Origin of the sequence: Bradyrhizobium sp. LjRoot220 (assembly GCF_964252915.1) — a bacterium.
Lineage (GTDB): Bacteria > Pseudomonadota > Alphaproteobacteria > Rhizobiales > Xanthobacteraceae > Bradyrhizobium.
In genome coordinates this window covers 1-20,948 of record NZ_CAXUPS020000011.1, presented here as the reverse complement: position 1 = coordinate 20,948, position 20,948 = coordinate 1, and the positions used below count along the sequence as shown (strand labels likewise).

The window sequence follows — 20,948 nt, the reverse complement described above, 5'->3', positions numbered from 1 at the left end:
GGGCGTTTCTTCTCTGGACTTTCACTGGTATTCGGGCGAAGCGGCCGTCATCCGGCCGCGGCACCTTGTTGGCTGAGCATGCCGCCGCAGATCAGCGCTTCCATATGCTTGATGTACTGGCGGCAGACTTCATCGGTGACCGGACCAACACCGGTCGCACGCGACATCGCGTGGCGGCCGAAGAACAGGTGATCGCAGGCGCCGACCAGGCTGGTGTAGAACATGACAGGATCGATGTTGCGGAACTCGCCGGCCTTGATGCCTTCCGCGAGCAGCCGCCGCTGGAACTCGAGCAAAGGCGCCACGAAGAATTTCGACACTTCATCGGCCGCTTCCGTGCTGCTCTCATGCAGCAAATAGTGGATCAGCCGGTTCATGTACGGGAACTGGTAGTAGGCGCGGATGATGCCGCCGATATGCAGCTTGAGCTTTGCGGTCGGCGAGATCGGCTGGCTGATGAGGTATTCGAGCTGCGACATCTCGGTCGCGGCGTCGCGCGCCAGCAGCGCCAGCAACAGCCCGTCCTTGTTGCCGAAATGGTATTTTACAAGCGCGGCGTTGACGCCGGATTTTTGCGCGATGTCGGAGAGCGATACCTCGATCGAGGCGCGCTCGATCATCAGCTCGCTTGCCGCGACAAGCAGCTTTTCGGCGGTGGTGTTTTTGCCGCCCGCAAGCCTGGGGCCTTTTCCGTTCCGATTGGATCGGAACGGGGCTCCAGATTCTTGGTTTGACGCGTTTTCTTCACGCGAACTGGAGTCCAATTCGCTGGAAAACGCTTCAGTCGGTACGCTGGTATTCAACGGTGATCCCCATCACTGCCAAAGTAACTGCCAAGCCCGGAAATCCGGGCCGCACATAAGCGCATGCCGCGGCTGCACTCAAGAGTTAATTGATTGATTGACTAAATCCCGAGCCACCCCTTAAATCCGGCCCATCATTCAAAAGCCAACCAACAACAATTTTGGGAGAACAGACATGGCCGAGGCCTATATCGTCGCCACCGCACGTACCGCCGGCGGCCGCAAGGGGGGACGTCTCGCAGGCTGGCATCCGGCCGACCTCGCCGCCTCCGTGCTGGATTCGCTGATTGATCGCAGCGGCGCCGATCCGGCCCAGGTCGAAGACGTCATCATGGGCTGCGTGATGCAGGCCGGCGAACAGTCCAACAATATCGGCCGCAACGCGGTGATGGCTTCAAAACTGCCGGAAAGCGTGCCCGCCACCTCGATCGACCGCCAGTGCGGCTCCTCGCAGCAGGCGCTGCATTTCGCGGCCCAGGCGGTGATGTCCGGCACCATGGATTGCGTGATCGCAGCGGGCGTGGAGTCGATGACGCGGGTGCCGATGGGCCTCGCCTCCTCGCTGCCGGCCAAGAACGGTTTTGGCCACTACAAGAGCCCGGGCATCGAGAAGCATTATCCGAACATCATGTTCAGCCAGTTCACGGGTGCTGAAATGATGGCGGAGAAGTATGGTCTGTCGAAGGATGAACTTGATACTTATTCCTACAACAGCCATCAGCGCGCGATTGCGGCGACGCAGGCCGGCAAGTTCAAGGACGAGATCGTCTCGCTGCAGATCACCCGCGCCGACGGCTCGACCGATACCCACCATATCGACGAGGGCATCCGCTTCGATTCCAGCCTCGACGGCATCAAGGGCGTCAAGCTGATCGCCGAGAACGGCAAGCATACCGCGGCCAGCGCCAGCCAGATCTGCGACGGCGCCTCCGGCGTCATGGTCGTCAACGAAAAGGGCCTCAAATCGCTCGGCGTCAAGCCGCTGGCGCGGATCCATCACCTCACCATGATGGGCGGCGATCCCGTGATCATGCTCGATGCGCCGCTGCACGCCACCAAGCGCGCGCTGGAAAAGGCCGGCATGTCGGTCGACGACATCGACCTGTTCGAGGTCAACGAGGCCTTCGCCGCGGTCCCCGTGGCATGGCTGAAGACCACGGGCGCCGATCCTGAGCGGCTCAACGTCAATGGCGGCGCGATCGCGCTCGGCCATCCCCTCGGCGGCTCCGGCACCAAGCTGATGACCACGCTGGTCAACGCGCTGAAGCAGCGGGGCAAGCGCTATGGTTTGCAAACCATGTGCGAAGGCGGCGGCATGGCGAATGTGACGATTGTCGAGCGCCTGTAAGCTGTAGCGACTGCAGGTGTTGCGATAACAAATAGTGTCGTCCCTGCGAACGCAGGGACCCATAACCACAAAAGTTCGTGGTTGTGCTGAGTTGGAGCTCCAGCTCATTTTCCAAACCATGTTCGGTGGTTATGGGTCCCTGCGTTCGCAGGGACGACGATGATTTCCGCTGAGGACCCTCATGACCCACCCGACCGTTCACGCCCGCATCCAGCCCAACAAGATCGCCTACCAAATGGCGGGCACCGGAAAAGCCATCAGCTATCGCGAGCTTGACGAGCTCTCGAACCAGGGCGCGCATCTGTTCCGCGCGCTGGGTCTGAAGGCCGGCGACCACATCGCGTTCCTGATGGAAAATCGCCTGGCGTTCATGGAGATCTGCTGGGCCGCGCAGCGCGCAGGGCTCTATTACACGGCGATCAGCCGCTATCTGACCGAGGACGAGATCGCCTACATCGTCAAAGATTGCGGCGCGAAAGTCTTCATCACCACGCCGAAATGCGCCGAGAAGGTTCAAGGCTTGATCAAGGGCGAGCCCGGCGAACCGCTATTCTTCATGGTCGACGAGCCGCAGCAAGGTTTCCGCTCGTGGGACAAGGAAGCGATCGCGCAACCGACGACGCCGATCGCAGACGAGGTCGCCGGTTACGACATGCTGTATTCTTCGGGCACGACCGGGCGGCCGAAAGGCATCAAGAAGGCGTTCGAGGGCAACAGGATCGACGTGCCCAACCAGTTCCTGAAAATTCTCTGCGCCGACATGTGCGGCATGGGCGCGGACAGCATCTATTTGTCGCCGGCGCCGCTCTATCATGCGGCCCCTTTGCGCTTCAACATGATGGCGACCATCCTCGGCGGCACCTCAGTGATCATGGAGTCCTTCGACGCCGAGGAATTCTTGAAACTGGTCGAGAAGCACAAGGCGACCCAGTCGCAGCTGGTGCCGACCATGTTTGTGCGGATGCTAAAGCTGCCGGAAGAGGTGCGCACGCGCTACAGCGTCGCGTCATTGAAGGGCGCGATCCATGCCGCTGCGCCCTGCCCGGTCGATGTGAAAGCAAAAATGATCGAGTGGTGGGGGCCGATCCTGATCGAGTACTACGCGGGCTCCGAGGGCAACGGCGTCACGGTGTCGAATTCGCAGCAATGGCTCAGCCATCGCGGCACCGTCGGCCGCGCAGTGGTCGGCAAGGTCAAGATTCTGGATGAGAACGACCAGGAAGCACCGACCGGGCAAATCGGCACGGTCTATTTCGCCGACGCGCCGGTGTTCGCCTATCACAACGATCCCGAGAAGACGAAGAAGGCCTACAACGACCGCGGCTGGTCGACGCTCGGCGATGTCGGCTATCTCGACGACGAGGGCTTTCTCTATCTGACCGACCGCAAGAGCTACATGATCATCTCCGGCGGCGTGAACATCTACCCGCAGGAGACCGAGGATGTGCTGATCACCCATCCCGGTGTCGCCGATGTCGCGGTGTTTGGCGTGCCGAACGAGGAGATGGGCGAAGAGGTCAAGGCCGTGGTGCAGCCGCACGACATGGCCAAGGCCGGCAAGGAGCTCGAGGCCGAGCTGATCCTTTTCTGCCGCAAGCATTTGTCGCCGATTAAATGCCCGAAGAGCATCGACTTCGAAGCCGAACTGCCGCGCACGCCGACTGGCAAGCTGGTGAAGCGGCATTTACGGGATCGGTATTGGCCGAAGGCGGCAGCGAAGGGGTGACGCAGGAATCGTAGGGTGGGCAAAGGCGCGCAGCGCCGTGCCCACCACTCAAAACATCGCTTTAGATGGTGGGCACGCTCCGCTTTGCCCACCCTACGGAATGCCGCAAGTGTTTTCGTTATGCCCGGGCTTGTCCCGGGCAGCCACGTCCTTACAACTGTCGCCATAGAACGTGGATGGCCGGAACAAGTCCGGCCATGACGAGGAAACATCATGACCGCCCTCCCCGACATCCCTCTCCCCACCGGCATCCGCTCGCGCTACGTCGAGAACATCAACGGCTTGCGCATGCATGTTTTGGAAGCCGGCTTCGAGACACGCGGCCGGCCTTGCGTGCTGTTGCTGCACGGCTTTCCCGAACTCGCCTTCAGCTGGCGCAAGGTGATGCCAACTCTCGCCGCCGCCGGCTATCACGTGATCGCGCCGGACCAGCGCGGCTATGGCCGAACCACCGGGTGGGATGCCGATTATGACGGCGATCTCGCCTCGTTCCGGCTCACCAATCTGGTGCGTGACGCGCTCGGGCTAGTGTCGGCGTTCGGCTACAAGAGCGTCGATGCTGTGATCGGGCATGATTTCGGCTCGTCGGTCGCGGCCTGGTGCGCACTGATCCGGCCCGACGTGTTTCGATCGGTCGTCATGATGAGCGCGCCGTTTGGCGGACCGCCGTCGCTGCCATTCAACACGGTAGACGCCCCGGCCAAATCGGCAGCCGATGATCCCATCCATCGTGAACTGGCGGCGCTGCCGCGGCCACGCAAGCATTACCAATGGTACTATTCGACGCGCGAGGCCAACAACGACATGCACGACGCGCCGCAGGGCGTGCATGACTTCCTGCGCGCCTACTACCATCACAAGAGCGCGGACTGGAAAGACAACCAGCCTTATCCGCTCAAATCATGGTCCGCGGGCGAAATCGCAAAACTGCCGACCTATTATGTAATGGAGCTCGACAAGGACATGGCTGCAACGGTTGCGAAGGAAATGCCGTCGGCAGGAGAGATCGCCGCGAATAAATGGCTGCCGGACAGCGACCTTGCCTTCTACAGCGCCGAATATGCCCGCACCGGATTCCAGGGCGCCCTGCAATGGTATCGCTGCGGCACCTCGGGCGCGTTCCTGGCGGAACTGCAGACCTGGTCAGGCCGCACCATTGACGTGCGCTCTGCCTTTATCTCGGGCAAGCAGGACTGGGGCACCTATCAACGCCCCGGCGTGTACGAGGCGATGCAGTCGAAGGTCTGCACTGACTTGATCGGCTGCCATCTCATCGATGGCGCGGGCCACTGGGTGCAGCAGGAGCAGGCTTCGGAAGTGAGCTGGTCGCTGGTGCAGTTCCTGCGAGGCGCCAAGGCGAGCTAGCGAAAGGCGGCGGCCAAACGATTTGACCAAGGAAACGCGCCGCACTATGTTTAGAATGATTCTAAACTAGTAAAAGGCGTCGTGCCGTGAAGAATTTCGCCGATCTGACCGAGCGCGAAGTGCTGGCGGTGGCGATCTCCTCCGAAGAAGAAGACAGCCGCATCTATATGAGTTTCGCGGAGGACCTCGCCGAGCGTTATCCTGACTCGGCCAAGATTTTCGAGGAGATGGCGGAGGAAGAACGGGGCCATCGCCACCGGCTGCTCGAACTATACGAGCAGCGTTTCGGCCCGCATCTGCCGCCGATCCGCCGCGAGGACGTCAAGGGATTCCTGAGGCGGCGTCCGATCTGGCTGACCAAGAACCTACCGCTCGACACCATCCGCAAGGAAGTCGAGACCATGGAGCTGCAGGCCGAGCAGTTCTACATCAAGGCCGCCGAGAAGGCCGAGGATGTCGGCGTGCGCCGTTTGCTCGGCGACCTCGCCGAGGAAGAAAAGGGCCACGAGAAGCTCGCGGTCAAGCTGACCGACCAGATCCTCAGCCCCGACGTGCGCGCGGAAGAAGACAAGACGCGGCGGCGCGTGTTCGTGCTGCAGTATGTGCAGCCCGGGCTCGCCGGCTTGATGGACGGATCGGTCTCGACGCTGGCGCCGCTGTTCGCCGCCGCGTTCGCGACACATCAGAACTGGCAGACGTTTCTTGTGGGCCTTGCCGCCTCGATCGGCGCCGGCATCAGCATGGGTTTTGCCGAAGCGTTGTCGGATGACGGCGCGCTGAGCGGGCGCGGTTCGCCATGGCTGCGCGGTGCGGCCAGCGGCATCATGACCGCGCTCGGCGGCCTCGGTCACACCTTGCCCTATCTGGTGCCGGATTCCTGGCCGAACGCATTCTGGATCGCAACTGCGGCGGCGGGCGTCGTCGTGTTCTTCGAGCTATGGGCCATCGCCTTCATCCGCGCGAAATACATGGACACGCCGTTCCTGCGGGCCGCGTTCCAGATCGTACTCGGCGGAGTGATCGTGCTTGGTGTCGGCATCCTGATCGGCGCGTCGTAGGTTCATTTCGAATTCGCAGCATCTGCCGCGATCCGGCCAAACATTCGAAAGTCATGGAACGCGCCCTTGAACCAGGCCTTTTGCCGCAACGTGCCTTCATATCGAAAGCCCGACTTTTCCAGCACACGGTCCGACGCGGCGTTGCCTGGCAATGTCCAGGCATCGATGCGATTGAGCGCGAAGGTCTGATGACCGCACGCCACAACGGCCTTGACCGCTTCCGTCATCAGGCCCTTGCCCCAATAATCCGGATGCAACTCGTAGCCGATCTGGCCGCACCGCCATTTCTTCTCGAAACTATTGAAGCGGATCGCACCGGCCATCGCCTTTGTTCCGCTGATCTCGATGATCCAGCCACACCCCCTGCCGGAGCCGTGCAGCTTGGATATCCAGCGTAAGGAGCGTTCGACCTGCGTTGTGGACGGAGCATCAGGCCAATTGGAGAACCGGGTTACATCGGGAGCCGCCATCAGCGCCTGAAACGCGAAAACATCCTTTGACGTTGCCGCCCGCAGCGTCAGACGCCTGGTGGACAACACGGGAAATTTTCGGCTCGCGGTCGGTGGCATGGATTCCTCGCCGTTTAATCTTGCTTTGCGGACGTTCCGGGCTGGTTGATCGAGAGACTACAGCGCGAGCGGCGCGCGCGCCAATAGCTGCCAATAGAAGCCGCGCCCTGCCGCTGTACAGCTATTGCTCTTGCGGCATCGGTCCAAACTGAGCATCATCCCCGCATCATCAAGAACAGACCGGGAGCAAGCCTTGGCCAAGTCGCAATGGAGTTTCAAGACCGCCGTTGAATTGTCGGCAGCACTCGCTGCAAAGAAGGTTTCCGCCGTCGAACTTGCGCAGGACGCGATTGACCGCATCGAGCGGCACGATGCCAGGATCAACGCGATCTGCGTGCGCGATTTCGAGGGCGGCCTCGCCGCTGCGCGTGCCGCCGATGCGGAACTGGCGCGCGGCGTCAGCAAGCCGCTGCTCGGCATCCCCATGACGGTGAAAGAGTCCTTCAATATCGCGGGGCAGCCCACGACCTGGGGCATCCCGGCGCAAAAGGATTTCAAGCCAACCGAAGATGCGTTGCCGATTTCGCGCGTCAAGGACGCCGGCGGCGTGATCCTCGGCAAGACCAACGTGCCGCTCGGGCTCGGCGACTGGCAAAGCTACAACGAGATCTACGGCACCACCAATAATCCCTTCGATCTCGGCCGCACGCCTGGCGGCTCGTCCGGCGGATCCTCGGCGGCGCTTGCGGCCGGCTACGGCGCGCTGTCGCTCGGCTCCGATATCGGCGGCTCCTTGCGCGTGCCGGCGTTTCACTGCGGCATCTATGCGCACAAGCCGACCTTCGACCTCGTGGCCATGCGTGGCCACACGCCGCCGCCGTTGCCGCCGCTGCCGTCCAATCGCGATCTTTCCGTGATCGGACCGATGGCCCGCGGCGCGGCCGATCTCTCGCTATTGCTGGATGCGATGGCCGGACCCGATCCGTTCGAGGCCGGCAAGGGCTACAGACTTGAGCTGCCGGCCTCGCGCCACACCGAATTGAAGAACTTTCGCGTGCTGCTGATCGATACCGACCCGCTGATGCCGACCGACACGGTGGTGCGCGGAACGCTCGAAACGCTGGCCGCCAATCTCGTCAAGGCTGGAGTCAAGGTCGAGCGCCAAAGCCGGCTGTTGCCCGACTTCGCCGCATCGTCCCGGCTTTATATGCGGATGCTGATGTCGTTCCTCGCGGCGTCGTTCGCGCCCGAGGTCTATGCCGGCGCGCAAGCCGCGGCGGCGTCGCTGCCGGCCGACGACATGAGTCTCGGCGCCGAGCGGCTGCGCGGCATCGCGCTCAGCCATCGCGACTGGCTGATGGCCGATGGCGGACGCACGCGGCTGCGGGCGCAATGGCGCGAGTTGTTCAAGACTTTTGACGCCGTGATCTGCCCGATCATGCCGACGCCGGCCTATCCGCACGATCACTTGGCTGACCAGGAACAGCGCCGCATCAAGATCGACGGCAAGGATTACGTCTATCCGGACCAACTGGCATGGCCCGGCATCGCCACCTTGCCCGGCCTGCCTTCCACCGCGATCCCGACCGGCTTCGCGCCGGACGGATTGCCGGTCGGCGTGCAGATCGTCGGCCCCTGGCTGGAAGACCGCACGCCGCTAAAACTCGCTGAACTGATCGAGCGTGAGTTCGGCGGGTTCAAGCCGCCGCCGATGTTTGATGATTGACAATAAAGCCTCATCCCCGGATGAGCGCTTTGCGCTCACCGAGGGAGCGGCGGCTTCGCCGCATCTCGAAGGATGAGTCATCACGGCCGCATGGTTCGAGACGGCGCAAGGGCGCCTCCTCACCATGAGGAGAGAGATTGGAGCCAAGCCCCATGAGCAACGACATCGAAGAACTCACCGCCCTGAACCGCGACTATGTCGCCTCGGTGCAGAACTCCGACGTCAAACGCTTCGACGAGATTCTGGCGCCGGACTTCTACTGCTCCAATCCCGACAAGACGCTGGTCGACCGCGCGGCGTTCCTCAAGCAGACCGCCGTGCCGGTGACGATCCGCAATCTGCGCGCCGAAGACGTCAAAATCCGCGTGCTCGGCGATTTCGCCATCATCCACGCCGCGACGCGCTACACGACGGCGGATGGGCAGGAAGCCCAAGGGCGGTATACCGATTGCTGGGCGAAGCAGAACGGGCGATGGCTGGCGGTGTCGGCGCACGTATCGCGGTGATGCAAAACCTCTACCGTCGTCCCGGCCTTGAGCCGGGACCCATAACCGCCGGCTGAAATTGTTTTACGCGCTAGTCGTTATCTTCCTTGTCTAACCACGCCGGCCGCGGCGTATGGGTCCCGGCTCAAGGCCGGGACGACGGATGCTACGCATCAAACATGATCACACTGCGCACCGTCTTGCCGGCCTTCATCGCCGCAAAACCCTCGTTAATCTCGGACAGCTTCAGCTTGGCCGAAATCCAGTCCTCCAGATGCAGCTTGCCGCGCATGTAGAACTCGACCAGGCGGGGCATGTCGACGCGGAAATGGTTGGAGCCCATCGAGGAGCCCTGGATCCGGCGCTCGCGCAGGAAGTCGAAGCCGTGCAACTCGATCTTCTGGCCGAACGGGATCATGCCGACGATGGTCGCGGTGCCGCCCGCGGCCAGCATCGCAAAGGACTGCTCCGCGGTCTCCTTGCGGCCCAGCACTTCGAACGAATGGTTGACGCCGCCCTTGGTGAGTTCGCGCACCTGCTGCACGACATCGCCGTTGCGGGGATCGACAATGTCGGTCGCACCGAGCTTGGTCGCCAGTTGCAGCTTGGCCGGATTGGTGTCGATCGCGATGATGCGGCCCGCGCCGGCAATCGCGGCGCCGTTGATTGCGGCCATGCCGACGCCGCCGCAGCCGATCACCGCGACGGTTTCGCCGGCGGTGACCTTGGCGGTGTTCACGACAGCGCCGTAACCCGTGATGACGCCGCAGCCGATCAGCGCGGCGAGTTCAAGCGGCATATCATTGCGGATTTTGACGATGGCATTTTCGTGCACCAGCATCTGCTCGGCGAACGAGGACAGATTGAGGAACTGGTTGAGTTTCTCCGAACGCGCCCAGGACAGCCGGTTGGACACGCCGGGCAGCATCTTCACGGTCGTGTCGGTGCACAGCACCGTGCGGCCGGTGGTGCAGTTATCGCAGGTGCCGCAGAACACCGACAAACATGTCACGACATGATCGCCGGCCTTCACATAGGTCACATCGGAGCCGACTTTCTCGACCACGCCCGCCGATTCATGACCGAGCACCGCAGGCAGCGGATGCGGATAAAGCCCTTCCATGAAATGCAAATCGGAATGACAGAGGCCGGCGACGCGCGTGCGGATCAGAACTTCGCGCGGGCCGGGATTCGGCACGCTGACATCCTCGATCACGAGCGGCTGGTTGACTTCATGCAGGACGGCGGCCTTCATCTTCGACTCCCTTGATTGTTATTATTGAACGTGGACCGCAGCCTACGCTGCGACGAGCAGTTCGCCAACCTCGGCCATATCAACCGCGCGCTCGCTGAGCAGATGCTCCGTGATGGCGCGCTGCGTGGCATTTTCCGTCAACCGGAACGGATCCGGCGCGGCCACCCGGTGATCGATCACCATGCGCGAGAGCAACAGCCGCCTGGCGTCGCCGCGCATCTCGTGGATACGGCCGCCTTCCCATGTCAGCGCGACGGCGCTGGCGACATGATAAAGCAGGCTGGTGGCGCGCCGCGCATCGCCCTCATTGTCGGACTTGCTGGCGACCTCACGGGCAAAGCCGATGGCGCGGTCGGCCAAATCGCGCAAACGGTTGCGCCAGGCCTGCGGCACATTGGAGCTGTCGTCGAGGCGGGCATGCAGATCGGCCGCGAGCGCAGCATCCGCGCCATGGCGGCCGACCGCGCGCTTCAGCGCATCGATCGCGACGATGTTGCCGGTGCCCTCCCAGATCGATCCGAGATGCGCGTCGCGCAGCAGCCGCGCGGTCGCGAACTCCTCGATGTAGCCGATACCGCCGCGCATCTCGAGCGCGTCGCCGCAGACCTTTCGGGCATCGCGGGTGGCACGAAATTTCAGCGTCGGCGTCAGGATGCGCAACAACGCCGCCGCGTCCTGGCTGCCGGCCTCGGCGCGGTCGAGCGCGTCGGCGGTGAGGAAGCTCATCGACAAAGCCTGTTCGGTCGGCAGCATGATCTTCATCAACTGCCGCCGCGCCAGCGGCAGGTCGATGATGCGCTGGCCGAACACCACGCGATTTCGCGCCACCGTCATCGCGTCATGACAGGCGCGCCGCATCAGCGCGGTGGATTTGACGCCGTTGGAGAGCCGCGAGGAATTGACCATCTCGGCCATTTGCACAAAGCCGCGATCGAGCTTGCCGACAGCGTAGGCGATCGCGCCCTCCAGCTTGATCTCGCCCGAGGCCATCGAGCGGGTGCCGAGCTTGTCCTTGAGGCGAACGATCCGATAGTGATTTTGCGAGCCGTCCTCGAGCCGCCGCGGCATCAAAAAGAGACCAACGCCGCGCGTACCCGGCCCCGCGCCTTCCGGGCGCGCCAGCAGCATCACCACTTCGGCGTCGGCATTGGAGCAGAACCACTTCTCGCCATGCAGCCGCCAGTGATCGCCTTCCTGCACGGCGCTAGTGGTCAGCGTGCCGACGTCGGAGCCGCCTTCTTTTTCGGTCATGAATTGACCGCCCTGGGTCAGCTTGCTCATGTCGGTCTGGGTCAAGCCGTCGAGGTATCGCGCCTTCAGCGCCTCGCTGCCGAAATTGTTCAAGAGCTTGGCGCAGCCGTCGGTGACGTTGATCGGACAACCCAAACCGAACTCGGCTTGATTGAACAGGAACGTAAAGGCGTGCTTGGCGACAACTGGATATTTGTCCGGCCAGCCCATGATGCCCTTGCGGATCGACATCGCGTGAATGCCGAACTCGCCGAACGCGGCCTTCTCCAATTCGCGATAGGCCGGGTGATATTCGATGTATTGGGAATCGCGGCCAAAGCGATCACGCTGGTGCAGCACCGGCGTATGACGATCGGCCAGCCGCGCACATTCGTCGAGATGCCCGCCCGCGAGTTCGCCAAGCCGGTCGAGATGCGGTTCGATATGGCGAAACAGCGGCTCCGGCAGATGCAGCCGCAGCAGATCCGTCAGCGCCGGATCGGCCCGGTAGAAATTCATTCCGGTTGTGTCCGGCGCAAGCAATCCCGGCTTGTCGGCCAAAGCCATACTGCGATCATGCGTGAGAGGCTGCTGCATATTTATCTCTTGTTCGTTCCGCCCGATCTTGATCATCTACCGATAACGCAGGCGATCAAGCCGTCAACAAGCATAATTGGAGGATCACCCCATGGCGGACGGATATCGCATCATCGGCGCCGAGATGTCGCCCTACTCGGTGAAAGTACGCGCCTATTTCCGCTACAAGGGAATTCCGCACAGCTGGATTTTGCGCAATGCGGCAAGCCAGGCGGAATTCGAGAAGCATGCGAAAATGCCGATCATCCCGCTGGTGATTTCGCCTGACGGAACTGGCATCCAGGATTCCACCCCGATCATCGACCAGGTCGAAAAACTTCACCCGGAGCCGTCGATCCATCCCACCGACCCGGTCGCGCGGTTCATCTCGGTATTGATCGAGGAGTTCGGCGACGAATGGGGCAACAAATGGATGTTCCATTACCGCTGGGCGCGGGATGTCGACCAGATTTCCTCGGCCGGACGCATCGCGCGGATGCGTGCGCCAACGGCGAGCGAAGAGCAGCACGAGGCGCTCGCAGCGCAGGTTGCCGCGCGCATGGTTGACCGGGTCTGGTTCGTGGGCTCGAACGCGATGACGGCACCGCTGATCGAAGCCGGCCTGCAGGACATGCTCGGTCTGCTGGACGCCCACCTCGCCGCGCGTCCCTATTTGTTTGGCGCGCGACCTGCGTATGGCGATTTCGGTCTCTGGGGGCAGTTTTATGAGATGTGGACTGATCCGACCGTCGGCGCCCTGATCGGCGGCCGCGCGCCGAACGTGTTGGATTGGATACACCGCATGCTGTGGCCAAGGGCCGAAGGCGCGTTCGAATCCTGGACATCGTTGGCGCCGACCCTGATGCCGATCCTGACCAAACAGGTGGGGCGGCAATTCTGGCCGTGGACGCTCGCCAACGAGACCGCGCTCAGGGATGGCAAGGACGAATTCAGCGTCACGCTGGGCGATGAGGTCTGGACCCAGAAGCCGCAGAAATATCATGCCCGCTCGCTCGGCATGCTGCGCGCCAAATATGCCGAGATCGCCGACAAGAAGGATCTCGACCTGGTTCTGGCCGCGGCAGGTTGTCTTGCAGGATTGCGCGCCTAGATACTTGGTTCTGATTGAATCAGAACCAAGTCTTCTGTTTGACGCGTTTTCTTCACGCGAACCGGTAACCACTTCGCTTGAAAACGCTATAGGTACCCGGCCATACGAGGAGCGCGCCCATGCAGACGCCAACCTACAAGACCGCCCTGATCGTCGGCGCCGGCGAGGGATTGAGCGCGTCGCTGGCGCGGTTGTTCGCCCGCGAAAAAATCCGCGTCGCGCTGGCCGCCCGCAAAATCGAAAAGCTCGGCGCGCTGTGCGCCGAGACCGGCGCCCGCGCCTATGCCTGCGATGCAACCAACGCCGACGACGTCGAGCGGCTGTTCGGCCAGGTCGAGCGCGAGATCGCAACGCCCGATCTCGTCGTCTATAACGCCAGCGGACGCGCGCGCGGTCCCTTCACGGATCTGGTGCCGGCCGATGTCGCCAACGCGATTGCGGTCAGCGCCTTCGGCGGCTTCCTGGTGGCGCAGCAGGCGGCGACGCGCATGCTGCCCAACAAACATGGCGCGATCCTGTTCACCGGCGCCTCCGCCAGCGTCAAGGGCTATGCCCAGTCGGCACCGTTCGCGATGGGCAAGTTCGCGCTGCGCGGCCTCGCCCAGAGCATGGCGCGCGAATTGTCGCCGCAGGGCATTCACGTCGCGCATTTCGTCATCGACGGCGGCATCCGCAGCGCCGCGCGCACCGAGCCCGCCGACCGGCCGGATTCGATGCTCGACCCCGATGCCATTGCGCTGAGCTATTGGAGCGTGCTGCAACAGCCGCGCAGCGCCTGGACCTGGGAGCTGGAAGTGCGGCCGTGGGTCGAGAAGTTTTGAACGAGGGGCCGTAGGGTGGGCAAAGCGAAGCGTGCCCACCAACCAATCCCTCCGCTAGACGAGAAATTGGTGGGCACTGCGCGAAGCGCGCCTTTGCCCACCCTACGAACCAAGAACAGGGCAAGGGGAACGAAATGGCCACCGAAATCACCATCGACACCGGCACCAATGAATTGCTGTGCGTGATCCGCGACCGCGTCGCCATCATCACGCTGAACCGGCCTGAGGCCCGCAACGCGATGTCGGATAATTTGACGCCGGCGCTGCGCAACATGATCAGGACCTGCGGCGAGAATCCGGAAGTCGGCGCGCTCTTGATTACCGGCGCCGGCACCGCATTTTGCGCCGGCGGCAACGTCAAGGGCATGGGCGCCAATCGCGACAAGGCGAAGCTCGAAATGTCGCATGACGAGCGGGTCGCCGATTTGCAGGAACGGCAACGCCTGCTGACCGGCTCCTTGGTCTCGGTGCGCAAGCCGACCATTGCCGCCCTCCCCGGCCCCGCGGTCGGCGCCGGCCTCGCGCTCGCGATGGCCTGCGATATCCGCATCGCGGCGCAATCGGCATTCCTTTCCACCGGCTATCTCAAGGTCGGCCTGAGCGGCGACTATGGCATCGCCTGGCTGCTGACGCGCCTGGTCGGCACCGCGCGGGCGCGCGAATTGATGTTCACCTGCGAGCGGGTCGATGCCGCCAGATGCGAGGCCATCGGCTTGGTCAATCGCGTGGTCCCGGACGACAGGCTGCAGGCGGAAGCCTTTGCGCTCGCCAAATCGATCGCGGAAGGTCCGACGATCGCGATCCGCTACATGAAGGACAATCTCGACGAAGCCCTGATGTTCGACTTCGCCACCGCGCGCGACCATGAGGCCGAGCGCATGATCCGCACCCAGCTGACCGCGGATCACAAGGAGGCCGTGCAGGCCTTCATCGAGAAGCGCCAGCCGGTGTTCAGGGGCGGCTGAGCGGCGCCGGTTGGGGATCGCAAACATAAAAATAGCCCGGTTCTGGTTAGCCAGAACCGGGCCTAGTTTCGTCAAACCGCAACCGAGGACATGGTGGCCTGGCGGGAGAGGGCGGCGAGCCGCCGGCTTGCGCAGGGGATGTCTTGCGGTTCGACGTCGATATGCTTTGCAAATCGCACCAGCCTCCAGTCGCCGGGGGTCGGCATGAAGGCGTAGCCGGATTTGCGGGCGAGCCCGATCATGGCCTCGTTGGAACGCAGCGTATCGCCGAACAGACGGTCAGCTCCGAACGAGGCGGCGCGGCATTCGAGATTCTTCAAGAGCGCCTTGCCGATGCCATGGCCCTGCCAGCGATCGTCGATCGACAGGCCGAATTCGATGCTGCCGTCCTCGAACGCGTAACGGGCTTCGCCGACGATGATCTCGTGGCCATCGACCAGCATGGTCGCGACCACGCTGAAACGGTCGGCCGCGCCGATATGGATGAATTGCTCGAGCTGCGACGCCGGCAGTTCGCTGGTGGCGCCGAGGAAGCGGTTGTGGCGGGAGCGGGCCGTCAGCGAACGGAAGTAGTTCTGCAATGCCTCGGCGTCGCGCGGCTCGACGAAACGCACGGTCACGGCATGGCCGCCGCGCGAACGCAGCACGTCCGAATATTGCCTGAGGTCGCCGAAACGCAGGGCGGTCATCGCGCGCTCCCGAAAAATGGCCGGCGTCCCCCTGATGAGGCGACGCCGGCCTTGGCTGCCCTTAGGTTAGGCCCGCCAAAACGGTTTTGAGGCTTCATAGACGGCCTGGCCGTGGGAAACGCCGATGTCGTGGAGTTCCCGGTCGGACCAGTTGGCCAGTTCCCGGCGAGCCGCGGCGCGCTGGCGCCAGACATGGAACAGCTCGGCGACTTGACTGAAAAAACCCTGTCCATGATGATTTATCATCGATTCATGCGTGAAAGTAGACATTTGAAGCTCCTATCTCTAATCTGTTGAGGCTAATATCTGCGCTCCCAGGGCCTTTCACAAACGACACTTTGTACCGCTTCGGATGATAAAAACTCATATAACTGGGAATTGTCTGCCATGACCGCCAGGCTGCCGTCGCTGAATGGATTGCGCGCCTTCGAGGCCGCCGCCCGGCATCTGAGTTTCACGCAGGCCGCGGCCGAGCTGAACGTCACGCAGACCGCGATCAGCCATCAGATCAAGCGACTGGAAGAAGAGCTCGGCGTCCGCCTGTTCGTGCGCCAGAACCGCGCGCTGACGCTGACGCCGCAGGCGGAGGATTACCTCCCCGGCATCCGCGCCGCCTTCAACGATTTGCGGCTCGCCACCGATCGCCTGCTGCGCAAGGACGACGATCATGTGCTGACGGTCTCCACGCTGGCCTCGCTCGCCGCCAAATGGCTGCTGCCGCGCCTTGCCGCGTTCCAGGAGGCCCATTCCGGCATCGATGTGCGCATCACCACCTCGACCAGTCTGGTCGACTTCCAGCGCGACAATGTCGATGCCGCGATCCGCTATGGCCGCGGCCAGTGGGCGGGCCTGCGCGCCGACTGGCTGATGGCGGACGAACTGTTTCCGGTGTGCAGCCCGGAACTGCTGCAGGGAAGCAAGCCGCTGAAATGCCCGGAAGACCTCAGGGACCACGTGCTGCTGCATACCAGCAACGTCAACAGCGACGACTGGCGGCTGTGGCTGACCGCGGCCGGCCTGCCGGCGGATTTTTCCAAACAGCCGGGCGTGACCTTCGATCTCATCTTCATGACGGTGCAGGCTGCGATCGACGGCCTCGGCGTCGCGATGGGCCGCACCGCCTATGTGCAGGAGGACATCGCCAGGGGCCGCCTCGTCGTGCCGTTCAAGATCACGCTGCCGACCGACGCCGGATTCTATCTGGTCTCGCCCGCGGGACGAACGGACCCGCCAAAGCTTTCCGCGTTCCGGCAATGGTTGATCGGATCGGTGCAGAGCAAACCATAGCAGGTATTCCAGAATACGCGGCGCGTCCGACATCGTCGCATGAATGCTGCCGCGCCAATTTGATTTCCATGCAAACAACGATAACAAGAGCGCATGGTGGATTTGAAGCGCAGGTTCGACGTTCTGGTGATCGGCGGCGGCAACGCCGCTTTGTGCGCCGCGATCAGCGCCCGGAGATCCGGCGCCTCGGTGCTGGTGCTGGAGGGCGCGCCGAAATTCTACCGCGGCGGCAATACCCGCCACACCCGCAACATGCGCTGCGCCCATGATGCCGCGACCGACATCCTGACCGGGCCCTACACCGAGGAGGAATTCTGGCAGGATCTGTTGCTCGTGACCGGCGGCCAGACCGACGAAGATCTGGCCAAATTCATGATCAGCGAGTCCAAGGACATCCTGAACTGGATTGTCGAACAGGGCGTGCGCTGGCAGCCGTCGCTCGGCGGCACGCTCAGCCTCGGCCGCACCAATTCGTTCTTCCTCGGCGGCGGCAGGGCGATGCTGAACGCGCTGTATCTGACCGCCGAGAACCTCGGCGTCCAGATTATCTATGACGCCGAGGTTACCGACCTCCACATCGAGGACGGCATGTTTCTGGCAGCTCACCTGAAGCAGCCGGCCGATGGGGTGACGGAAATCCGTGCCTCGACGCTGGTTGCCGCGGCCGGCGGGTTTGAGGCCAACATCGAATGGCTGAAGGAATATTGGGGCGAGGCGGCCGACAATTTCCTGATCCGCGGCACGCCCTATAACCGCGGCTCGATTCTGAAGATGCTGCTGGCCAAGGGCGTGCAGGATATCGGCGATCCCACGCAATGCCATGCGGTCGCGATCGACGCCCGCGCGCCGAAATTCGACGGCGGCATCATCACCCGGCACGACTCGGTGGTGTTCGGCATCGTCGTCAACAAGCACGCCGAGCGATTCTACGACGAGGGCGAGGATATCTGGCCGAAGCGCTATGCGATCTGGGGCCGGCTGGTGGCGGCCCAGCCCGACCAGATCGCCTACATCATTTTCGATTCGTCCGTGGTCACCAGCTTCATGCCGACGCTGTTCCCGCCGATCGCGGGCGGCACCGTTGCTGAGCTCGCCACCAAGCTCGAACTCGATCCGGCCGCGCTGGAGAAGACCATCATCGATTTCAACGCCGCGGTGCAGCCCGGCACGTTCGATCACACCATTCTCGATGATTGCCGCACCGAAGGCATCACACCGGCGAAGACGCATTGGGCGCGCAAGATCGAGCACGCGCCGTACCTCGCCTATCCGGTGCGGCCCGGCATTACCTTTACCTATCTCGGCACCCGCGTGAACAAGCAGTCGCGCATGGTGATGAAGGACGGCAAGCCTTCCGCCAACATGTTCGCCGCCGGCGAGATCATGGCCGGCAACGTGCTCGGCAAGGGCTACGCGGCCGGCATCGGCATGACCATCGGCAGCGTGTTCGGACGGGTGGCGGGACGGGAAGCGGCGAAGAGTGCGAGGAATTAGGCGAACGCTCTTACCTCGCCCCGCTTGCGGGGACGAGACGAGCATAGCTCGCTCCGAGAGGTCGGATTTGCGCTTCGCGCAAATCCGGGTGAGGGGGACTCTCCGCGGGCACGGTCTGCGGAGACAGCCCCTCACCCCAACCCTCCAAGAGCGAGCTTCGCTCGTCTCGACCCCGCGAAGTGCGGGGAGCGGGAGAAAACAGATTAGGGAGGGATCATGCCTCGATTTGCAATTGCTGCTGCAGCAGTTCTGATGAGCGCGACGCTGGCCACCGCCGCCGAGCCGATCGCGTTGCGCGACATGGGCTCGTTTCATGTCGGCGGGCGGCTGGTTGAAATCTCCGGCAAGCCGGTCAAGGAAATGACGTTCACGCCGGGCGGCGTGCCGGCAAAGGTCGATCCGAACGGCACCTACCAGGTCGAGCAGATGTACGTGCAGTATTTCCTGCCCGCCGTTGAGAAGGGCGCCTATCCGCTGTTGATGTGGCACGGCGGCGGCCTCACCGGCGTCACCTACGAGACCACGCCGGACGGACGCGAGGGCTGGTTGAATTACTTCCTGCGCAAGGGCTGGGCCGTCTACAATTCCGACGCGGTGGAACGCGGCCGCGCCGGCTGGGCGCAATATCCCGATATCTTCAAGAGCGAGCCGGTGTTCCTCACCACCGCCAATCCGTTCGAGCGCTTTCGCATCGGCGACGGGCCTAACTCCTACAATCCCGATCCCGCCAAGCGGAAACTGATGCCGGGCAGCCAGTTTCCGAACGATGGCTACGAAAATTTCGTCAAGCAGAGCGTGCCGCGCTGGACCACCACGGATGATGCGATCATCGCCGGCTATATCGCCGAGATCGACCGCGTCGGCCCCTCCATCATCCTGTTCCACAGCCAGGCCGGCAGTTTCGGCTTCAAGGTGGCGCAGGCGCGTCCCGACAAGGTCAAGGCGCTGATCGCGATCGAGCCCGCCGGCGTAGGCGATCCCGCCAAGATCGATGCGCTCAAGAACATTCCGACGCTGATCGTCTATGGCGATTACATCGAGCGCGATTCCCGCTGGCCGAAGATCCGCGCCACCGGCATTGCCTTTGCCGACGCCATCAAGGCCGCCGGCGGCAGCGTCGATGTCGTCGACCTGCCCGCCGCCGGCATCAAGGGCAATTCGCACATGGTGATGATGGACAGGAACAACGCCGAGGTCGCCGCCCTGATCCAGCAATGGCTGGAAGGCAAAGGCCTGACCAAGTAAGCCGCCGTCGAACGAAGAGAGCACCGCGCAATGCACGGAACGAAAATCCTGGAGGAGGCCGACCGCCTGATGACGGTCTGCAATTCCTGCCGCTATTGCGAGGGGCTTTGCGCGGTGTTTCCGGCGATGGAAATGCGCCGCGCGTTTTCCGACGGCGATCTGAACTATCTCGCCAACCTCTGCCACGGCTGCGGCGCCTGCTACACCGATTGCCAGTTCTCGCCGCCGCATGAATTCAACGTCAATGTGCCGCAGACGCTCGCGATTGCGCGGAGCGATTCCTATGCCGCCTACGTCTGGCCCCGCGCCTTTGCCGGCGCCTTCGCGCGCAACGGCCTCGTGATCAGCATCGTTGCCGCGCTCAGCGTCGCCGCCTTCATCTTCGGCTTTGCCGCCTTCCACGACCGGCAAATTCTGTTCGGCGTCCATACCGGGCCGGGCGCGTTCTACAAACTGATGCCGCATAACGCGATGGCGGCGCTGTTCGGCGCCGCATTCCTCTACGCGATCGTGGCGCTGGTGATGGGCGTGCGCGCGTTCTGGCGCGATATCGGCGAGCCTGCCGGCATGCGCACCGACGCGGGCTCGATCCTGCAGGCGATCCGCGACGCCGGCGAACTGCGCTATCTCGACGGCGGCGGGGTCGGCTGCTTCAACGAGGATGATCGCCCGACCGACCGCCGCAGGATCTATCACCACCTCACCTTCTACGGCTTTGGGCTGTGCTTTGCTTCGACCAGCGTTGCGACGCTGTATCATTATTTCCTGGCGCGTCAGGCGCCCTACCCGTGGTGGGACCTGCCGGTCGTGCTGGGCACGCTCGGCGGCATCGGGCTGTTGATCGGGCCGGTGGGACTGCTGCTCGAAAAATGGAAGCGCGATCCCGACCTGGTCGATGAAAAACGCCTCGGCATGGACGTCGCTTTTATCGTCATGCTATTCCTGACCAGCCTGACCGGCATGGCGCTGTTGTTGCTGCGCGCAACGCCGGCGATGGGACCGCTGCTGGCGCTGCATCTCGGCGTGGTGTTCTCGCTCTTCATCACCATGCCTTATGGAAAATTCGTGCACGGGATTTATCGGTTCGTGGCTTTGGTGCGCTATGCGCGCGAGCGGCGAATGATGGGGCATGTTTGACTTTCGTCATTTCGTGCCATCTCTCCACTCGTCGTCCCTGCGAACGCAGGGACCCATACGCCGCGGCGCTCATTGTTGAGGAAGGTCTCTGACGCCAGCGCTCTTACCGAGGAGCCGC

The 20,948-nt window shown here is 63.0% G+C and carries 19 protein-coding genes; 13 read left to right on the top strand and 6 right to left on the bottom strand.

Translation table 11 applies throughout. The features are described from left to right. Positions 1–47 precede the first annotated feature (47 nt). On the bottom strand, positions 48–644 hold the full coding sequence (locus ACSQ84_RS31575; RefSeq protein ID WP_436215792.1) for a TetR family transcriptional regulator: 597 nt from the start codon (positions 642–644) through the stop codon (positions 48–50). A 334-nt stretch (positions 645–978) separates the two neighbouring features. On the opposite strand from ACSQ84_RS31575, the gene ACSQ84_RS31570 reads away from it, so the two are divergent. The 4 genes from ACSQ84_RS31570 to mbfA all read left to right on the top strand — a co-directional run bounded on the left by ACSQ84_RS31570 (position 979) and on the right by mbfA (position 6,300). Continuing rightward, positions 979–2,151 carry an acetyl-CoA C-acetyltransferase gene (locus ACSQ84_RS31570; RefSeq protein ID WP_436215647.1) on the top strand — a complete coding sequence of 391 codons (1,173 nt, stop codon included), beginning with the start codon at positions 979–981 and terminating at the stop codon, positions 2,149–2,151. 181 nt (positions 2,152–2,332) lie between these two features. Continuing rightward, positions 2,333–3,877, top strand: a complete 1,545-nt coding sequence (locus tag ACSQ84_RS31565) for an acyl-CoA synthetase (RefSeq protein ID WP_436215646.1) — start codon at positions 2,333–2,335, stop codon at positions 3,875–3,877. Between the two features lie 213 nt (positions 3,878–4,090). Next, the gene (locus tag ACSQ84_RS31560) at positions 4,091–5,242 is read left to right on the top strand and encodes an alpha/beta fold hydrolase (RefSeq protein ID WP_436215645.1); all 1,152 of its coding nucleotides are present in this window, start codon (positions 4,091–4,093) and stop codon (positions 5,240–5,242) included. Between the two features lie 86 nt (positions 5,243–5,328). Next, on the top strand, positions 5,329–6,300 hold the full coding sequence (mbfA, locus tag ACSQ84_RS31555) for an iron exporter MbfA (protein WP_436215644.1): 972 nt from the start codon (positions 5,329–5,331) through the stop codon (positions 6,298–6,300). 2 nt (positions 6,301–6,302) lie between these two features. Here the strand turns inward: mbfA and ACSQ84_RS31550 are convergent, their stop codons facing one another. After that, complete coding sequence (locus ACSQ84_RS31550) at positions 6,303–6,869, bottom strand: GNAT family N-acetyltransferase (RefSeq protein ID WP_436215643.1); 567 nt, start codon at positions 6,867–6,869, stop codon at positions 6,303–6,305. Between the two features lie 193 nt (positions 6,870–7,062). On the opposite strand from ACSQ84_RS31550, the gene ACSQ84_RS31545 reads away from it, so the two are divergent. Beyond that, a complete protein-coding gene (locus ACSQ84_RS31545) occupies positions 7,063–8,535 on the top strand; it encodes an amidase (RefSeq protein ID WP_436215642.1) in 1,473 nt (490 codons plus the stop codon). 152 nt (positions 8,536–8,687) lie between these two features. Next, positions 8,688–9,041 (top strand): nuclear transport factor 2 family protein, encoded by a 354-nt coding sequence (locus ACSQ84_RS31540; RefSeq protein ID WP_436215641.1) that lies wholly within the window; start codon positions 8,688–8,690, stop codon positions 9,039–9,041. Between the two features lie 145 nt (positions 9,042–9,186). Here the strand turns inward: ACSQ84_RS31540 and ACSQ84_RS31535 are convergent, their stop codons facing one another. Together ACSQ84_RS31535 and ACSQ84_RS31530 are read right to left on the bottom strand one after the other, a co-directional pair. Next, complete coding sequence (locus ACSQ84_RS31535) at positions 9,187–10,275, bottom strand: Zn-dependent alcohol dehydrogenase (protein ID WP_436215640.1); 1,089 nt, start codon at positions 10,273–10,275, stop codon at positions 9,187–9,189. A gap of 42 nt (positions 10,276–10,317) precedes the next feature. Beyond that, positions 10,318–12,102: an acyl-CoA dehydrogenase family protein gene (locus ACSQ84_RS31530; protein ID WP_436215639.1), complete on the bottom strand. Its 1,785-nt coding sequence runs from the start codon at positions 12,100–12,102 to the stop codon at positions 10,318–10,320. A gap of 91 nt (positions 12,103–12,193) precedes the next feature. Between ACSQ84_RS31530 and ACSQ84_RS31525 the strand changes: the two genes are divergently transcribed. The 3 genes from ACSQ84_RS31525 to ACSQ84_RS31515 all read left to right on the top strand — a co-directional run bounded on the left by ACSQ84_RS31525 (position 12,194) and on the right by ACSQ84_RS31515 (position 14,978). Beyond that, positions 12,194–13,192 carry a glutathione S-transferase family protein gene (locus tag ACSQ84_RS31525; protein WP_436215638.1) on the top strand — a complete coding sequence of 333 codons (999 nt, stop codon included), beginning with the start codon at positions 12,194–12,196 and terminating at the stop codon, positions 13,190–13,192. Positions 13,193–13,311: 119 nt separating this feature from the next. Next, the gene (locus tag ACSQ84_RS31520) at positions 13,312–14,013 is read left to right on the top strand and encodes an SDR family NAD(P)-dependent oxidoreductase (RefSeq protein WP_436215637.1); all 702 of its coding nucleotides are present in this window, start codon (positions 13,312–13,314) and stop codon (positions 14,011–14,013) included. A gap of 134 nt (positions 14,014–14,147) precedes the next feature. Further along, positions 14,148–14,978 (top strand): enoyl-CoA hydratase, encoded by an 831-nt coding sequence (locus ACSQ84_RS31515; RefSeq protein WP_436215636.1) that lies wholly within the window; start codon positions 14,148–14,150, stop codon positions 14,976–14,978. A gap of 71 nt (positions 14,979–15,049) precedes the next feature. Here ACSQ84_RS31515 and ACSQ84_RS31510 read toward each other — a convergent pair whose 3' ends face one another. Continuing rightward, positions 15,050–15,667, bottom strand: coding sequence for an N-acetyltransferase family protein (locus tag ACSQ84_RS31510; RefSeq protein ID WP_436215635.1), 618 nt, complete (start codon positions 15,665–15,667; stop codon positions 15,050–15,052). Between the two features lie 66 nt (positions 15,668–15,733). Further along, complete coding sequence (locus ACSQ84_RS31505; RefSeq protein WP_436215634.1) at positions 15,734–15,937, bottom strand: DUF1127 domain-containing protein; 204 nt, start codon at positions 15,935–15,937, stop codon at positions 15,734–15,736. Positions 15,938–16,054: 117 nt separating this feature from the next. Between ACSQ84_RS31505 and ACSQ84_RS31500 the strand changes: the two genes are divergently transcribed. The 4 genes from ACSQ84_RS31500 (at position 16,055) to tcuB (ending at position 20,830) form a co-directional block, all read left to right on the top strand. Next, entirely contained in the window at positions 16,055–16,954 is a 900-nt protein-coding gene (locus ACSQ84_RS31500) for a transcriptional regulator GcvA (RefSeq protein ID WP_436215633.1), read from the top strand. 93 nt (positions 16,955–17,047) lie between these two features. Further along, positions 17,048–18,448 carry an FAD-dependent tricarballylate dehydrogenase TcuA gene (gene tcuA / locus ACSQ84_RS31495; RefSeq protein WP_436215632.1) on the top strand — a complete coding sequence of 467 codons (1,401 nt, stop codon included), beginning with the start codon at positions 17,048–17,050 and terminating at the stop codon, positions 18,446–18,448. A 216-nt stretch (positions 18,449–18,664) separates the two neighbouring features. Next, positions 18,665–19,693 carry an esterase gene (locus tag ACSQ84_RS31490; protein ID WP_436215631.1) on the top strand — a complete coding sequence of 343 codons (1,029 nt, stop codon included), beginning with the start codon at positions 18,665–18,667 and terminating at the stop codon, positions 19,691–19,693. Between the two features lie 30 nt (positions 19,694–19,723). Then, complete coding sequence (gene tcuB, locus ACSQ84_RS31485; protein WP_436215630.1) at positions 19,724–20,830, top strand: tricarballylate utilization 4Fe-4S protein TcuB; 1,107 nt, start codon at positions 19,724–19,726, stop codon at positions 20,828–20,830. Positions 20,831–20,948: the final 118 nt, after the last annotated feature.

Bases quoted from the DNA above. Each gene is read 5' to 3' on its own strand.
- ACSQ84_RS31570 (WP_436215647.1), top strand. From the start codon at position 979: ATGGCCGAGGCCTATATCGTCGCCACCGCACGTACCGCCGGCGGCCGC.
- ACSQ84_RS31565 (WP_436215646.1), top strand. From the start codon at position 2,333: ATGACCCACCCGACCGTTCACGCCCGCATCCAGCCCAACAAGATCGCC.
- ACSQ84_RS31560 (WP_436215645.1), top strand. From the start codon at position 4,091: ATGACCGCCCTCCCCGACATCCCTCTCCCCACCGGCATCCGCTCGCGC.
- ACSQ84_RS31550 (WP_436215643.1), bottom strand. From the start codon at position 6,869: ATGCCACCGACCGCGAGCCGAAAATTTCCCGTGTTGTCCACCAGGCGT.
- ACSQ84_RS31540 (WP_436215641.1), top strand. From the start codon at position 8,688: ATGAGCAACGACATCGAAGAACTCACCGCCCTGAACCGCGACTATGTC.
- ACSQ84_RS31535 (WP_436215640.1), bottom strand. From the start codon at position 10,275: ATGAAGGCCGCCGTCCTGCATGAAGTCAACCAGCCGCTCGTGATCGAG.
- ACSQ84_RS31530 (WP_436215639.1), bottom strand. From the start codon at position 12,102: ATGCAGCAGCCTCTCACGCATGATCGCAGTATGGCTTTGGCCGACAAG.
- ACSQ84_RS31525 (WP_436215638.1), top strand. From the start codon at position 12,194: ATGGCGGACGGATATCGCATCATCGGCGCCGAGATGTCGCCCTACTCG.
- ACSQ84_RS31520 (WP_436215637.1), top strand. From the start codon at position 13,312: ATGCAGACGCCAACCTACAAGACCGCCCTGATCGTCGGCGCCGGCGAG.
- ACSQ84_RS31515 (WP_436215636.1), top strand. From the start codon at position 14,148: ATGGCCACCGAAATCACCATCGACACCGGCACCAATGAATTGCTGTGC.
- ACSQ84_RS31510 (WP_436215635.1), bottom strand. From the start codon at position 15,667: ATGACCGCCCTGCGTTTCGGCGACCTCAGGCAATATTCGGACGTGCTG.
- ACSQ84_RS31505 (WP_436215634.1), bottom strand. From the start codon at position 15,937: ATGTCTACTTTCACGCATGAATCGATGATAAATCATCATGGACAGGGT.
- ACSQ84_RS31500 (WP_436215633.1), top strand. From the start codon at position 16,055: ATGACCGCCAGGCTGCCGTCGCTGAATGGATTGCGCGCCTTCGAGGCC.
- tcuA (WP_436215632.1), top strand. From the start codon at position 17,048: ATGGTGGATTTGAAGCGCAGGTTCGACGTTCTGGTGATCGGCGGCGGC.
- ACSQ84_RS31490 (WP_436215631.1), top strand. From the start codon at position 18,665: ATGCCTCGATTTGCAATTGCTGCTGCAGCAGTTCTGATGAGCGCGACG.
- tcuB (WP_436215630.1), top strand. From the start codon at position 19,724: ATGCACGGAACGAAAATCCTGGAGGAGGCCGACCGCCTGATGACGGTC.